Origin of the sequence: Burkholderia sp. BCC0506, from assembly GCF_902833145.1 — a bacterium.
Taxonomy (GTDB): Bacteria; Pseudomonadota; Gammaproteobacteria; order Burkholderiales; family Burkholderiaceae; genus Burkholderia.
Genome location: NZ_CADFEN010000007.1, coordinates 125,000 through 138,498, shown reverse-complemented (window position 1 = coordinate 138,498; position 13,499 = coordinate 125,000). Strand labels below are relative to the sequence as shown.

Below are 13,499 nucleotides of genomic sequence, written 5' to 3'. Positions count from 1 at the left end.
TTTCGACGCCGCACTGTTACCAGCCAGGAAACAATTTATCGTCAAAATCAGCGTTTACCCTGAACACACCGGTGACTAAGATTTGATCAACCGCTCAAGACATGGTGTCGAGAGCGAACTCAATAAAACACCGGAGGTCACCATGAAATCGCTCGTTTCCGCAGTCGTTGCCGCTGCCGCCCTGTCCGCTTCGTTCGGCGCATTCGCTCAAAGCACCGTGACGCGCGCCCAAGTGCGCAACGAACTGGTCCAGCTCGAACAAGCCGGCTACAAGCCGGGCCTGTCGAGCCCGTACTACCCGAACGACATCCAGAGCGCCGAAGCGCGCGTCCATGGCGCCGACACCAGCGGCTACGGCGCACAACCGGCGCCGCTCGTCCACTCGGGCGCGCCGGCTGCCGCTTCGTCGAACGCACGCGACTCGATCTTCTTCGGCCAGTAAGCCGATGCGCCCCCGGGGGGCGCCGCGCACCGCGCGATGATTACGCAGTCCGGACGAGCCCCCTTCGCGGGGCTCGTTTTTTTGTGAAACGCATACCTCCGCCGCCCCGCAGCGGGTGGCTTCGCCCGGGCGCCTCGCGTCCGGGTGCTTTTTCCCGAAGAGGTATGCGTGGAGCCGCCGTGCGCGCCGGTCAGCGCGCCGCTTCTGCCGGCGCCGAGCGCGACAGCACGCGCCACCGCGACAGCAGCTCGTCGCGATCGACGTAACAGCCTTGCAAGTGCCGGCGGCCCGTCGACGGGTCGAACTCGGTGCGCGCATGCAGCACGCGCCGGTTGTCGAACGCCCACATGTCGCCCGCCCGCAGCCGGCGCTGCACGCGAAACCGCGGCTCGCGCGCCAGCGCGAGGAACCGCCGGTACGCGCGATAGACGGCCGCCACCGCGCCGGCCGGCGCATCGAGCGGCCCGCGCAGGAAGTTCGCGACGCGCACTTCCGTCACGTTGCCGCGCGCATCGAGCCCGATCACCGGCGCCGAACAGCGGTAATCGCTCGTCGCGCTCTTGTTCCAGAACTCGAACGGCGTCGATGCGAGCTGCTCGAAATCGTCCGGATGTTCGCGTCGCAGCGCATCCGCGAGCGCGAAACCGTCGAGGAAGATGCTGTCGCCGCCCGTCGCGTCGTTCGCGAGGCAATGCAGGAACTGCACGCCCGGCTGCAATTCGCGCGTCGGCAGGTCGGTATGCGGCGGGAGATTCAGCGACGTATACGCATTGCTGTCCGGACGCGGCTTCGATTCGACGTCGAACAGCACACCGAAATTGCTTTCGCGAATCAGGCCGACCCGGCGCGCGACCTCGTCGACGCGGCCGCGCTCGGCCGGCACGCCCTCGACGAGCGTGAGCCCCGTGCGCTGCAACGCACCGAGCCATGCCAGCAACGCACGGTCGTCCTCCATCACGTCGCGCCACGCGAACACGCCGATCGCCGTCGCATCGTCGCCGGTCCATACGTGGCGCCCTTGCGCTGCCAGGCGCTCCGCGCGCGACGCATCGTCGTACGCATGCGCACGCAGCCAGCCCGGCGACCACGCGCTGCGGTGCCCGTCGTTCCATTCCACGTGCAGTGCGCCGTCGGCTTCGACATGCACGGTGAGCGCCGACAAATCCTCGCGTGCATCGGCGATCTCGAATACCTGTTCGCGCGTGACCGCATGCACGCATGCGGCGCACGTGCAGTTGTCGCGCAGCCAGTCGAAATGAAACGGCGATCGTCGCGCGTCGCTCCACTCGACGATCACCGCGCCATCGCCGATCGTCGCCGCCGCGATGGCCGCGTCGGCCGAAAACGTCCGCCAGTCCTCGATACGGTGTTGCGCTGCTGCCTGCATCGTTGCCTCCCGGAAAACGCCCGCTACGCGTGTGGTGCGAGCAAGAACCCGCCGACCATCCGGTGCATGCGTGCGGCCTGCGGGCTCGTCCCGAGCGCGCGCCAGCAGCCGTGCACCAGTCCCTCTCCCATCCAGTAGCGCGCGACCCCGCCGGCCGCGCGAATCCGTTCGACGTACGTGCGCGCATCGTCGCGCAGCGGATCGTGTTCCGCGCCGATCGCGAGCACCGGCGGCAGGCCGTCGAAGCGCCCGGCTTCGAGCGGCACCGATGCGCGCAACAGCGGGTTATCGTTCAGCAGCACGTCGGACACGTCGCGATCCCAGTACAGCGCGCGATAGCGATGCACGTCGTCGAGCGTCAGCATCGGCGCGTGCGCTTCCGTTTCGCGCGCGGGCGATTGCGGCTCGAAACCGAGCATCGGATAAACGAGCGCGATGCCGTCCACGCCGCCTTCGCCCGCATCGCGCAACGCGGTCGCCACCGCCGCCGCGAGCATCCCGCCCGCGCTGTCGCCCGCGAGCGTCAGCGGATGCGCGCACGGCCCGAACGGCCAGCGCGCATCGCGTGCGGCGCGCGTGACGGCCAGGCAATCGTCGAGCGCGGCCGGCGCGCGGTGTTCGGGCGCCAGCCGATAGTCGACGGCGATCACGTCGAGGCCCGTATCGGCCGCCAGCCGCGCGGTGATCAGCGCATGACTGTCGAGCGAGCCGACGACGAAGCCGCCGCCATGAAAAAACAGCACCGTGCCGCGCGGCGTGCCGGGTGCGCACGTATAGCGCCGCAGCGCGATCGCGCGGCCGTCCGGTGCATGCCACACGGCATCCTGCTGCACGACGCCGGCCGGCAGCGCGGCCGGCGTCCATTCGGCCGCGAAGCGGTCGTACAGGCGACGCTGCTCGTGCGGCGAGCGCGCCGCCGCATCGGCCGGATACCACGCGTCGACGGCCGCGACGAACGCCGCGATTTCCGGTTCGAGCATCGTGTGCGCTCCGCGGTCGAAGATCGAAAATAGAAGATCGTGAAGTGAAGCGCGCCGCTAGCGGCGCGGCGGCAGCCCGATCACGCGGCCCGCGTAAGCAGGCGCCGCGCAATCGCGCTGCAACGCATGCAGCTCGGCCACGCGCGCGGCCACGTCGTCGTCGAACGGCGCCGATTTCGCGCCGTCGCGCGTATCGACGTGCAGCAGCATCTGCTCGCTCGCCGATACCGCGTCGTCGTGACCGTCGGCGAACAGTTCGAGATACAGGTGCAGCCGCTTCGCATCGTGCGCGAGCACGCGCGCATCGACACGCACCGCCGTGCCTTCCTTGATCTCGTGCAGGTAGTTCACGTGCGCTTCGAGCGTGTAGACCGAGCGGCCCCGCTCGCGACGCGCGGCGTCGTCGAGGCCGATGCGGTCGAGCAACGCATCGGTCGCGAAGCTGAAGATCAGCAGGTAGAACGCATCGCGCAGGTGGCCGTTGTAGTCGACCCATTCGGGCCGCACCACGTCGCGGTAAATCGTCAGCGGGGTATCGCCCGTCATGGCCTGTCCTTTAGTCCTCGAATCGCATCCCGTGCCGCGCCTTCACCGCGGCGATCGCTTTCAGCACCTCGGTGATGCACTCGTCGCGATAGCGTTCGAGTGCCTTGATGCTGCGCGTGCCCTGCTGTTCGGCCGTGCCTTCGACGACGCGGTCGATCAGTTCGTCGGTCAACGTCGGCGCGACCAGCTTCGTCCACGGCAGTTCGAGCGCCGGGCCGAATTGCTGCATGAAGTGTCGCATGCCCGCGTCGCCGCCGGCCAGCGTGTAGGTCAGGAACGTGCCCATGAACGACCAGCGGATACCCGCGCCGAAGCGGATCGCATCGTCGATCTCGCCGGTCGTCGCGACGCCTTCGTTGACGAGATGCAGCGCCTCGCGCCACAACGCTTCGAGCAGGCGGTCCGCGATGAAGCCCGGCACTTCCTTGCGCACGTGCAGCGGCCGCATGCCGAGCTTGCGATAGATCTCCATCGCGCCTTCGACCGCTTCCGGCGACGTGCGCGCGCCGCCGAGCACCTCGACGAGCGGCAGCAGGTAGACAGGATTGAACGGGTGGCCGACCACGCAGCGCTCCGGATGCGTCGCCCGCGCATAGAAATCGGTCGGCAGCAGCCCCGACGTCGACGACGCGATGATCGCGTCGGGCTTCGCCGCGCGGCTGATCTGCTCGTGCAGTTCGAGCTTCAGCGCCTCGCGCTCGGGCGCGCTTTCCTGGATGAAATCGGCGTCGGCCACGCATGCCTCGATCGTCGACACGAACCGCAGCCGCGCGGGATCGGCGCCCGGCGCGAGGCCGACACGTTCGAGCGCGGGCCACGCATTCGCGACGTTCGCGCGCAGCCGCGCCTCGGCGCCCGGCGCCGGGTCCCACACGACCACGTCGAGGCCGTGCGCGAGCGCGCGGCAGATCCATCCGCTGCCGATCACGCCGGTGCCGATCGCGGCGAACGTCTTGATGTCGGTCTTCACAGCCATGTCAACGCATCCTTCGAATCAGGGGAAATCGGTGGGCGGCCGGCCGCGCGCGGGCACGGGCCGCCCTGTCATGTCGGTCAATGAAAAAGCTCACGCGAATTCGGCGATCGCGCGACGCTCCAGCGGGCGTTCGCCGCGCGCCGGCAGGCCGAGCTTGCAGCGGCCCTCGGCCGGCGTCAGCACGCGGCCGCCGAGGCGTTCGACGATCTCGCGGGCGCGCTCGACGAGCGTGCCGTTGGTCGCATGCACGCCGCGGTCGAGCCAGATGTTGTCTTCGAGGCCGACGCGCACGTGGCCGCCGAGCAGCATCGCCTGCGCGACCATCGGCATCTGCATGCGGCCGATGCCGAAGCCGGCCCAGTGCGCGCCCGGCGGCAGGTTGTCGACCATCGCCTTCATCGTGCCCGTATCGGCCGGTGCGCCCCACGGAATGCCGAGGCACAGCTGGAACAGCGGCGGATCGTCGAGCAGCCCTTCCTTCAGCAACTGCTTCGCGAACCACAGATGGCCCGTATCGAAGATCTCCAGCTCCGGCTTCACGCCGAGTTCCTGGATGCGCTTCGCGCCGGCGCGCAACTGCGCGGGCGTCGACACGTAGATGTAGTCGCCGTCGCCGAAATTCAGCGTGCCGCAGTCGAGCGTGCAGATCTCGGGCAGCAGCTCCTCGACGTGCACGAGGCGCGTGAGCCCGCCGACGAGATCGGTACCCTTGCCGAAGCGCATCGGGTCCTCGCCGGGGCCGATCTCGAGATCGCCGCCCATGCCGGCCGTCAGGTTGATGATCACGTCGACGTCGGCCGAGCGGATCCGGTCGACCACTTCGCGATACAGGTTCGGATCGCGGCTGCCGCGGCCCGTGTGCGGATCGCGCACGTGGCAGTGAGCGACAGTCGCGCCGGCCTTCGCGGCTTCGATCGCGGCGGCCGCGATCTCCTTCGGCGTGACCGGAATCGCCGGATGCTTGCCGACGGTATCGCCCGCGCCCGTGACCGCGCAGGTGATGATGACTTCGTGGTTCATGCTGGATGCCTCGCTTGATTCGGGTTGTGTCGCATTGCAGGTCGCGCGTGGGCGTGGGCCCTTACAGGCCGAGATACGCCTTCACGGCAGGCAGGCCGTCCTTGCCGTCGAACGTCTTGACGCCCGCGAGCCACGGATCGAGCACCTGCGGGTTCTTCTTCAGGTAAGCCTTCGCGGCCTCGGCCGGCTTGGTCTTGTTCATCACCGACTGCATCAGCTGGTTCTCGAGCTGCGTCGAGAAGCGCAGGTTCGTCACCAGCTTGCCCGCGTTCGGGCAGCGCGCGATGAAGTCGGGCGCGGTGAGCGTGTACACGCGCGCTTCGCCGTAGTTCGGCCCGAACGCCGCGTCGCCGCCGGACAGGTAGTTCATGCTGAGCTGGATGTTCATCGGATGCGGCTCCCAGCCGAGGAACACGACCCACTTCTTCTCGCGGATCGCGCGCTCGACCGTCACCAGCATCCCCGCTTCGCTCGATTCGACGAGCTTGAAGCCGCCGAGCCCGTACTGGTTCGTGTCGATCATCTTCTGGATCGTCGCGTTCGCGCTGCTGCCCGGCTCGATCCCGTAGATCTTGCCGTCGAGTTCCGCGCGGTGCTTCGCGATGTCGTCGAAGCTCTTCAGGCCGGCCTGGTATTCGTAGCTCGGCACCGCGAGCGTCGCCTTCGCGCCGGACAGGTTCGGCGGCTCGACGACGTTGATCGACTTGCTGTCGAGGAACGGTTGCAGCTGCTTCTGCTGCACGGGCCACCAGTAGCCGAGCGACACGTCGAGCTGCTTGCTCTTGAGGCCGGCGAACGAGATCGGCACCGACGCGATCGTCGTGGTCGGCTTGTAGCCGAGCGCCTCGAACACGGTCGACGCGAGCGCCGTGGTCGACGTGATGTCGGTCCAGCCGATATCCGCGAAACGCACGGTGCGGCAGGTGGCGGCCTCCGTCTCGGCCAGCGCCGCGTTCGTGAACGCGCCGGTCGCCAGCACGGCCGCGACAAGCGCGGCGATCTTCGTCGACTTCATGGTTCGATTCCTCCCGGTTGGTCTCGCGGCAGCCGGTGCGCGGAGTGTGCGCCGGCCTGCATCGTGGGAGTAAAAGTAACGAGCCATATTCGCCGCGAGAAGACCGGCGGCGACCTATTCTTGCCCGTTTGCGACTATGAGTGGAAACCACTACCTTTCGCGTCAGGCTTGACGGGCGGGGGTTTGGGGTTTTTCTGGAGGCCGCCGAGATTGCCCGGATGCGGCGAAAGCCTTTCGATTCCGTCATGGCCCTGCTGACGGCATCGCGCGGCATCCGGCGAACCCGATCCGCGGTGCCGGCGCCGCACGCCCGATGCTCGGGGTGGTGCCGCTCCGTGCATGACGGCGCGGCAGGCAGCGCGTGCGGGCCGACATGCCGGCCGCGCATTCGCCGCACCACTCACGCGTAGTTCATCATCACCGACTTGCTTTCCGTGTACTGGTCGATCACCGCGCGGCCGAGTTCGCGGCCGAAACCCGACTGCTTCATCCCGCCGAACGGCAGCGCGTTGTCGAGCAGCGAGTGGCAGTTCACCCACACGGTGCCCGCCGCGATACGCGGGACCAGCTTGTGGATCGCCGACAGATCGTTCGACCAGATGCTCGCGCCGAGGCCATACGGCGTGTCGTTCGCGAGCTGCACGGCCGTATCGACGTCGTCGAACGGCATCGCGACGAGCACCGGCCCGAAGATCTCCTCGCGCACCACGCGCATCGCGTGCGTCGTATCGACCAGCACCGTCGGCTCGACGAAGAAGCCGGGACCGTCGATCGCGCGGCCGCCCGCCGCCGCGCGCGCCCCCTCGCCGAACCCCGAGTCGATGTACCCGCACACGCGCTCGCGCTGTTTCGCCGACACGAGCGGGCCGATCTGCGTCGCCGGGTCCATCCCGGGGCCGATCTTCAGGCTCGCGGCGATCTTCGCGACGCGCTCGATCACGCCGTCGAACACCTTCGCATGGATATAGGCGCGCGAACCGGCCGTGCACACCTGCCCCTGGTTGAAGAAGATCGCGTTCGCGACACCCAGCGCGGCCTTGTCGACATCGACGTCGGGCAGCACGATCACCGGCGACTTGCCGCCGAGTTCCAGCGACATCCGCGTCATGTTGTCGAGCGCCGCATGGCCGATCGTCTTGCCCGTCTGCGTCGATCCGGTGAACGCGATCTTGTCGACGCGCGGGTCGCGCGACAGCGCCGCGCCGGCCGTGTGACCGTAGCCGGTGACGATATTGACGACGCCGTCCGGGAACCCGGCCGCCTGGATCAGCTCGCCCAGCCGCAATGCGCTCAGCGGCGTGTCTTCGGCAGGCTTGAGCACGACGGTGCAGCCGGTCGCGAGCGCCGGCGCGATTTTCCACGCGGCCATCAGCAGCGGGAAATTCCACGGAATGATCGCGCCGACCACGCCGACGGGCTCCTTGCGCGTATAGGCGAAGATCTCGCTGTCCGGCAGGTACGGCATGCCGGCGTCGATCACGCTGCCTTCGATCTTCGTCGCCCAGCCGGCCATGTAGCGGAAGCACTGCGCGGCCATCGCGACGTCGAGCCCCTGCGCGACCATCACCGGCTTGCCGTTGTCGAGCGATTCGATCTCGGCAAGCTCGCGCGCGTTGGCTTCGATCAGGTCGGCGAGCACGAGCATCAGGCGCTCGCGGTCGGTCGTCTTCGCACTGCGCCACGGGCCCGCGTCGAATGCACGACGTGCGGCGGCGACCGCCTGCTGCACGTCGCGCTCGTCCGCTTCGGGCACGCGTGCGATCACGGTACCGTCGGCCGGGTTCACGACATCGAGCTGGCGGCCCGATGCGGCATCGCTCCATTCGGCGCCGATCAGCATCTTCTTCGGCTTCGCGAGAAACGCGCGCGTGGCGTCGAGCAGCGCAAAGGTTTCGTTCGTCTCCATGTTCCTGTTTCCCTGATTCGTTGAGTGAGTCGGTCAGTAGCGATCCGCGACGCCGTCGATCCCGCGCGCCTGCAACGCACGAACGAGACCGGCGCGCACGGTCGCGACGTCGGACAGCGCGGGGTGGCGATGCGCGGCGACTTCGGCGGCCGTGTACGGCTTGAAGTCGCGCGGCAGCGCATCGCGGTTCATCGTCGTGAGCACCCAGTTGAGCACGTCGGCCAGCTCCCGATCCGACAGCGCCGAGTTCGACGCGCCGGGCACGCGCATCACGTACTCTCGCCCGTCCGGCAGATGCGTGAAATAGCCGAGCGAATTCGCGAGCGGCGGCACCTTGCCGGGAATGCCGCCGCCCGTCGCCGTGTGGCAGCCCATGCAGTTGAGCACCCAGTGCTGCCGCGCGAGCGCGGCGTCGGCCGCGCCGTCGGCCCGCGCAGGCATGGCGAATGCACAGGCCGACGCGCCCGCCAGCAGCAGCCACGACGACAGGCGATGCGACAGGCCGCCGAGCCACGACGACGCGCACCGCGTGCGCTGCACGGACGCGCGCACGCCGTTCACGGCCCGAGCCCCTTGATCACCGCCGCGCGCTGCGCATGCACGGCCGCGCCGTCCATCTGCTTCGCGCGCGCCGCCCGGATATCGGCCGCGGTGAACGGCTTCGCGTCGCCGTGCTGCGCATTGAGGTCGAACACGACATAGTTGAGCACGTGCGCGATGTCGTCGTCGCTCGCGCTCGCGAACGACGGCATCTTGAAGTTGTAGCGCTTGTCGTGCACCGCGATCTCGCCGAACATCCCGTGCAGCAGCGTCGCGATCAGTTGCGCCCGCCCGGCTTCCGACGCCGCGTACTTGCCCGGATATTCGGTCAGCGGCGGCGCGAGGCCGTCCTGCCCTTTCCCGCCCGCCTGGTGACACACCGCGCACTGCGCGTCGAACAGGCCTTTCCCGGCCGGGTAATGCGCGGTTTCCTGTGCGCCCGCCGCGTGCGGCAACGCGAAGGCCGCAACGGCCGCCATGCACGCAACGATGCCCTTTCCCGCCTGCTTCACTTTCATTGCTTTGCCGCTCCCAGCAGAACCGAAACCGAACAGTGGTAATTCGAATTACCGTTCGCCATGCACCAGTTGATGTCGTTGTTCAGCGACAGCTTGTACAGCGGCTTCTCGCGCTCGTTGCGGTTGCAGAAGCACTTGCCGCACGAGGTCTTCCCGCAGCAGTCGTTGTACGACACGATGTAATCCGAACCGTCGTGCGGATTGCGGCAGGTGCCGATCCACGTGATCGGCGAAGGCGTCGTGCCCGGCGGGCAACTGCTCGACGTGCCGCCGCAGCAACTGCAAAGCCAGCCATCGATCGCGCAGTATTTCCAGTAGTCGCAGCTCGTCGGGTCGTCGCTTGCGCCCGCGGCGGCGGCACCGGATGCGCCCGACGCCGCCGCATCGGCCGCGTATGCGGTGCGATCGACCGGCAGCAGCGGCAGCAGCGCCGAACCCACCAGCACCTTGCCGAGCTTCGCCATCGCGCTGCGCCGCGAGCTGTGCTGCGCGACGCCGCGCGCCGACCGCTCGAACCATGAATCAAACACGCCCATGTCGTCGTTCTCCAATGACGTTGAAAAAGGTTCGGCCGGTCATGCGTGCTGTGCGTGCGCGTCGTGGGCGCCGTGGCCGTGATCGCCGTGCACGAACTGCTGCAGCGACGCGACACCGCGCTCCTTCGCCTCGAACAGGCTCTCGAGGTGCTCGCGCGTGTTGACGAGCCCCTTCGCGCGCACGGTGCCCGTTTCGTCGAGCAGCACCGCATACGGCAGCTTGCCGATCTGGTACGCGAGGCCGAGCTCCTGCGACAGCACGTACGGGAAGCGCCCGAGGTCGTGCTTTCGCGCAAAGCGCGTGTGTTCGTCGGCATCGCCGTCGCTCGCGAGCACGATGTTCACCGGCGTCGCTTCGCTGGCCTGCAGCGACGGCAAGAGCGGCAACAGCTTCTTGCAGACCGGGCACGTCGGCGACAGGAAGAACAGCAGCGTGGCCTTGCCCGCTGCGTCGATGCCGCCGACCTTCACGTGCGAACCGCGAATGTCGGTCAGTTCGAACGTCGGCGCGATCGCGCCGACGGCCGGGCCCTTGTCGATCATCAGCGCGCCGGCCGGCATGATGCGTTCGTACAGAATGCCGATCTGGCGCACCAGCGCGAGGCAGATCGCGCCGAGCGCGAGGACGGCCACCCACAGCAGGGCGGTGGAAACGGTGAGAGCGGTTTGCATCATGAATTCCTCAGGTGAGAAAGGCGCGGGACGTTGGCGAGCAGCACGTCGACGGTGAGCAGCGCGCAGACGATCAGCAGCACGGAGAAGAACAGCGTCAGGTAGTCGAACCACACCACGGTGCGCGTGCCCGGCTCGACGAACGCGGTCGCGGCCAGCGCGACGAGCAGCAGCACGCGACCGACATGCAACCAGCCGATGCCGCGCGGTGCGTCCGCCCGGGCGGCGGCGAAGCCGGAACAGCCGCAGTCGATGTCGGTGTGGCCGCGCAGCAGGTTGATCGCGAGGCCGGCGGCGAACACCAGAAGCAGCGCGATCAGGCCGATCGCACCGGCCGTGCGCGTATCGGGAAACAGCAGCGCCGCGGCGGCGATGGTTTCCGCGAGCGGAATCGCGAACGCAACAGGGGCGGTCAGCGCGTCGGGCAGCAGCCGGTAGCCGGCGAGGGCATGGCGGAACGCGGCGGGCCGGCGCATCTTCGCGAAGGCGCCGAGCAGCACGACGGCGGCCGCGCCGGCCTGCGCGCCGGTGGCGAGTACGGGATCGACGGTCATCGCGGCCTCACGGGTTGACGAGCAGCGACGACGAGTTGCCGACCTGCTTCTCGACGTGCCGCAACGCGCCGGTGCGCGCGTCCATCACGACGAGGTCGGAGGTCGCCGTCAGCCCGTAGAACAGCGGCTTGTCGTCCTCGCTAACCTGGATCGACACGAGCGGCTCGACCTTCAGCTGCGCGAGATCCCAGCGCGCGACGCGCTGCTTCGACTTCAGGTCGTACACCCACACCTGCGTGCCGGGATCCTTGTGCGAGCCGTCGGCACCCTTGTGCATCAGCACGTAGTAACGGTTCTGCTTCGCCTGCACGGCCGTCTGCTGCAGGCCGCCCGGGCGCCAGCCCTCGGCGCGCTCGGCGTCCGTCAGCAGCGGCCACGGCTTGCCGAACACCGGCGTGTCGCCGCTGAAATCGGCGCTGCGCACGTTACCGCCGTAGGTGGTGAACAGATAGTCGCCCTTGTACCGCGACGCGTTGACGAACGCCGGATCCTTGTCGACGTCGATGAACGCGTCCGACATCGCGCGCTTCGCCTCCTTGCCGTTCGCGTCGAGCGTGACGGTCAGCGCCTTGCCGCTTTCGCACAGCGCGGTGAAGCGGTCGTTGCCCGACGGATATGCGAGCACGCATGCGGCCATGTCGATCTCCGACAGCACCTGCTTCGAGACGGCGTCGATCACCGTCACCGACGCGGCCGGCGTGATGTTCGCGACGTACAGCCGCTTGCCGTCGGCGCTGAACGCGGTGTTGTACGGCGACGGCACGTGCTGCCCGTGCTTCGCCGGAATCACGATCTCGCCCGCATGATCGAGCGTCGTGTTGTCGATCATCTCGACGACGTCGGTGCGCGTGCCGTGCGAGCCGCGCGAGAAATAGGTCGTGGCGACGAAGCTCGTCTTGCGGTCGGGCGAGATCGCGAAGCCGGGGGCGAAACCGCCGTCGATCTGGCCGAGCAGCTTCTTCGCATCGGCGTCGTAGACGTAGATGCGCCCGTCGGTCATCGACGGCATCGAGATGTCGACGACATAGACCTCGTGCGGATGCCACGGCGGCATCTTCTGCACGACCAGTTCTTCGGGTTTTTCCGTCGCGTTCGCGCCGCCGGCCCATGTCGCCGTCAACGCCAGCGTCGCCGCGAGCGCCGCGGTTCGTCGCCTTGTCCTCATGCCGCCTCCAGTGGGGAATTCACGTTATGTGGGGCGACTGTAGTTCGACAATAAACCCGCCCAGCACCCGGACCGGCAACGCGTGCGTGCCGATTCGGGATATTGGAAATGCGCGTGAAAGCCGCGCGGCCGCGCCCCTTCCGACCCTCCGAAGCGCTCGCACGGAATAGCGCTCCTCCGTATTGCACCGACCGCACGGCCGGTTTAATCTTGCGCGGTCCGAACGATCGCCGGAGGCGCCATGCGCGTGTTACATCAGAGGTTCGACGACGCAGACCGGCATGCCGAGGCGCTGCGCGGCTGGGATCAGCGTTACGACCAGATCGGGTCCGGCGCGTATCGCAGTGCGGTCAAACATGCGGTGCTCGACGGCGTGCAGCTGTTCCAGGAAGCGGCGAACGTGCGCATCATCCAGCGCGGATGCCTGCCGCACGGCCATACGGTGTTCGGGATGCCGCTCACCGGTTCGGGCAGCTTCGCGTTCGGCGGTGCGCGGCTCGAGCGCGGCTCGATCGTGCTGGCGCGCGGCGGTACGCCGTTCGAGCTCCATTCACCCGACGACATGTCGCTGATCGGCGTGGTCGTCGAGCCCGAATTGATGCAGCAGATCGAAGACGCCGCCGACATCCGGCTGGACGCACGCGCGCTGCGGCGCGGCGTCATCGAGGTGCCGGTCGCCGCGCGCGAACGCGCGAGCGTGCAACTCGCGACGCTGCTCGAACGTGTGCTGTCGGCGCCCGATACGTTCGACGCGGCACGCGCGCAGTGCGCGATGCGCGCCGACATCGGCAACGTGCTCGTCGATCTGCTCACGTACCGGATGCCCGAGCCGCCGAACCGGCTCACGTACGCGTGCCACGCCGACATCGTGCGCCGCGTGCACGACTACGTGATCGAGCACCCGGAAGCGCCCGTCGACATCCTGAGCCTGTGCGCGCAACTGCGCGTGAGCCGGCGCACGATGCAGAACAGCTTCCAGTCGGTCGTCCAGACGAGTCCGCTCAACTACACGCGCTCGCTGCGCCTCGCACAGGTCCGCCGGCTGCTGCTCGACACGCGGCAAGCCGACCTGCCGATCAGCGAGGCGGCCGCCCGCTGGGGCTTCATTCATCTCGGGCATTTCGCGAACGCGTACAAGGCGCAATTCGGCGAGCTGCCGTCGGCGACGGCGCGCCGCACGGTGCGCGGCGCAAAAACGCGCTGAGCGCCGGCAAAACCCGCGATAATCCCGGCTTGAACGTT

At 68.2% G+C, this 13,499-nt stretch carries 15 protein-coding genes; 2 read left to right on the top strand and 13 right to left on the bottom strand.

All coding sequences use genetic code 11. The features are described from left to right. Nucleotides 1-142: 142 nt before the first annotated feature. Entirely contained in the window at nucleotides 143-442 is a 300-nt protein-coding gene (locus HWX62_RS18020; RefSeq protein ID WP_175931471.1) for a DUF4148 domain-containing protein, read from the top strand. Nucleotides 443-632: 190 nt separating this feature from the next. Here HWX62_RS18020 and HWX62_RS18015 read toward each other — a convergent pair whose 3' ends face one another. From HWX62_RS18015 to HWX62_RS17955, 13 genes are all read right to left on the bottom strand, one after another. Continuing rightward, nucleotides 633-1,829: a TauD/TfdA family dioxygenase gene (locus tag HWX62_RS18015; protein ID WP_175931472.1), complete on the bottom strand. Its 1,197-nt coding sequence runs from the start codon at nucleotides 1,827-1,829 to the stop codon at nucleotides 633-635. 23 nt (nucleotides 1,830-1,852) lie between these two features. After that, the gene (locus HWX62_RS18010; protein WP_175931473.1) at nucleotides 1,853-2,809 is read right to left on the bottom strand and encodes an alpha/beta hydrolase; all 957 of its coding nucleotides are present in this window, start codon (nucleotides 2,807-2,809) and stop codon (nucleotides 1,853-1,855) included. A gap of 57 nt (nucleotides 2,810-2,866) precedes the next feature. Beyond that, nucleotides 2,867-3,355 (bottom strand): thioesterase family protein, encoded by a 489-nt coding sequence (locus HWX62_RS18005; RefSeq protein WP_175873927.1) that lies wholly within the window; start codon nucleotides 3,353-3,355, stop codon nucleotides 2,867-2,869. A gap of 10 nt (nucleotides 3,356-3,365) precedes the next feature. Continuing rightward, the gene (locus HWX62_RS18000) at nucleotides 3,366-4,331 is read right to left on the bottom strand and encodes an L-carnitine dehydrogenase (protein WP_175931474.1); all 966 of its coding nucleotides are present in this window, start codon (nucleotides 4,329-4,331) and stop codon (nucleotides 3,366-3,368) included. A gap of 90 nt (nucleotides 4,332-4,421) precedes the next feature. Further along, entirely contained in the window at nucleotides 4,422-5,351 is a 930-nt protein-coding gene (locus HWX62_RS17995) for a 3-keto-5-aminohexanoate cleavage protein (protein ID WP_175931475.1), read from the bottom strand. Nucleotides 5,352-5,412: 61 nt separating this feature from the next. After that, nucleotides 5,413-6,366: a choline ABC transporter substrate-binding protein gene (locus HWX62_RS17990; RefSeq protein WP_175931476.1), complete on the bottom strand. Its 954-nt coding sequence runs from the start codon at nucleotides 6,364-6,366 to the stop codon at nucleotides 5,413-5,415. A 400-nt stretch (nucleotides 6,367-6,766) separates the two neighbouring features. Beyond that, complete coding sequence (locus HWX62_RS17985; protein ID WP_175931477.1) at nucleotides 6,767-8,272, bottom strand: aldehyde dehydrogenase family protein; 1,506 nt, start codon at nucleotides 8,270-8,272, stop codon at nucleotides 6,767-6,769. A gap of 33 nt (nucleotides 8,273-8,305) precedes the next feature. Next, complete coding sequence (locus HWX62_RS17980) at nucleotides 8,306-8,833, bottom strand: cytochrome c (protein ID WP_175931478.1); 528 nt, start codon at nucleotides 8,831-8,833, stop codon at nucleotides 8,306-8,308. Beyond that, entirely contained in the window at nucleotides 8,830-9,330 is a 501-nt protein-coding gene (locus HWX62_RS17975) for a cytochrome c (protein ID WP_175931479.1), read from the bottom strand. Before HWX62_RS17975 ends, HWX62_RS17980 begins: the two co-directional genes overlap by 4 nt. Then, nucleotides 9,327-9,866, bottom strand: a complete 540-nt coding sequence (locus HWX62_RS17970; protein WP_175931480.1) for a methylamine dehydrogenase light chain — start codon at nucleotides 9,864-9,866, stop codon at nucleotides 9,327-9,329. The genes HWX62_RS17975 and HWX62_RS17970 overlap by 4 nt, the downstream gene beginning before the upstream one ends. Nucleotides 9,867-9,905: 39 nt before the next feature. Further along, nucleotides 9,906-10,541: a methylamine dehydrogenase accessory protein MauD gene (gene mauD / locus HWX62_RS17965; protein WP_175931481.1), complete on the bottom strand. Its 636-nt coding sequence runs from the start codon at nucleotides 10,539-10,541 to the stop codon at nucleotides 9,906-9,908. Further along, nucleotides 10,538-11,092: a MauE/DoxX family redox-associated membrane protein gene (locus HWX62_RS17960; RefSeq protein ID WP_175931482.1), complete on the bottom strand. Its 555-nt coding sequence runs from the start codon at nucleotides 11,090-11,092 to the stop codon at nucleotides 10,538-10,540. Before HWX62_RS17960 ends, mauD begins: the two co-directional genes overlap by 4 nt. Before the next feature lie 7 nt (nucleotides 11,093-11,099). Next, nucleotides 11,100-12,257, bottom strand: coding sequence for an amine dehydrogenase large subunit (locus HWX62_RS17955; RefSeq protein WP_175931483.1), 1,158 nt, complete (start codon nucleotides 12,255-12,257; stop codon nucleotides 11,100-11,102). A 241-nt stretch (nucleotides 12,258-12,498) separates the two neighbouring features. On the opposite strand from HWX62_RS17955, the gene HWX62_RS17950 reads away from it, so the two are divergent. Further along, on the top strand, nucleotides 12,499-13,461 hold the full coding sequence (locus HWX62_RS17950; protein WP_175931484.1) for a helix-turn-helix domain-containing protein: 963 nt from the start codon (nucleotides 12,499-12,501) through the stop codon (nucleotides 13,459-13,461). The last annotated feature ends 38 nt before the right edge of the window (nucleotides 13,462-13,499 follow it).

Bases quoted from the DNA above. Each gene is read 5' to 3' on its own strand.
- HWX62_RS17995 (WP_175931475.1), bottom strand. From the start codon at position 5,351: ATGAACCACGAAGTCATCATCACCTGCGCGGTCACGGGCGCGGGCGAT.
- mauD (WP_175931481.1), bottom strand. From the start codon at position 10,541: ATGATGCAAACCGCTCTCACCGTTTCCACCGCCCTGCTGTGGGTGGCC.
- HWX62_RS17950 (WP_175931484.1), top strand. From the start codon at position 12,499: ATGCGCGTGTTACATCAGAGGTTCGACGACGCAGACCGGCATGCCGAG.
- HWX62_RS18010 (WP_175931473.1), bottom strand. From the start codon at position 2,809: ATGCTCGAACCGGAAATCGCGGCGTTCGTCGCGGCCGTCGACGCGTGG.
- HWX62_RS17990 (WP_175931476.1), bottom strand. From the start codon at position 6,366: ATGAAGTCGACGAAGATCGCCGCGCTTGTCGCGGCCGTGCTGGCGACC.
- HWX62_RS17960 (WP_175931482.1), bottom strand. From the start codon at position 11,092: ATGACCGTCGATCCCGTACTCGCCACCGGCGCGCAGGCCGGCGCGGCC.
- HWX62_RS17975 (WP_175931479.1), bottom strand. From the start codon at position 9,330: ATGAAAGTGAAGCAGGCGGGAAAGGGCATCGTTGCGTGCATGGCGGCC.
- HWX62_RS18000 (WP_175931474.1), bottom strand. From the start codon at position 4,331: ATGGCTGTGAAGACCGACATCAAGACGTTCGCCGCGATCGGCACCGGC.
- HWX62_RS18020 (WP_175931471.1), top strand. From the start codon at position 143: ATGAAATCGCTCGTTTCCGCAGTCGTTGCCGCTGCCGCCCTGTCCGCT.
- HWX62_RS17985 (WP_175931477.1), bottom strand. From the start codon at position 8,272: ATGGAGACGAACGAAACCTTTGCGCTGCTCGACGCCACGCGCGCGTTT.
- HWX62_RS18005 (WP_175873927.1), bottom strand. From the start codon at position 3,355: ATGACGGGCGATACCCCGCTGACGATTTACCGCGACGTGGTGCGGCCC.
- HWX62_RS18015 (WP_175931472.1), bottom strand. From the start codon at position 1,829: ATGCAGGCAGCAGCGCAACACCGTATCGAGGACTGGCGGACGTTTTCG.
- HWX62_RS17970 (WP_175931480.1), bottom strand. From the start codon at position 9,866: ATGGGCGTGTTTGATTCATGGTTCGAGCGGTCGGCGCGCGGCGTCGCG.
- HWX62_RS17955 (WP_175931483.1), bottom strand. From the start codon at position 12,257: ATGAGGACAAGGCGACGAACCGCGGCGCTCGCGGCGACGCTGGCGTTG.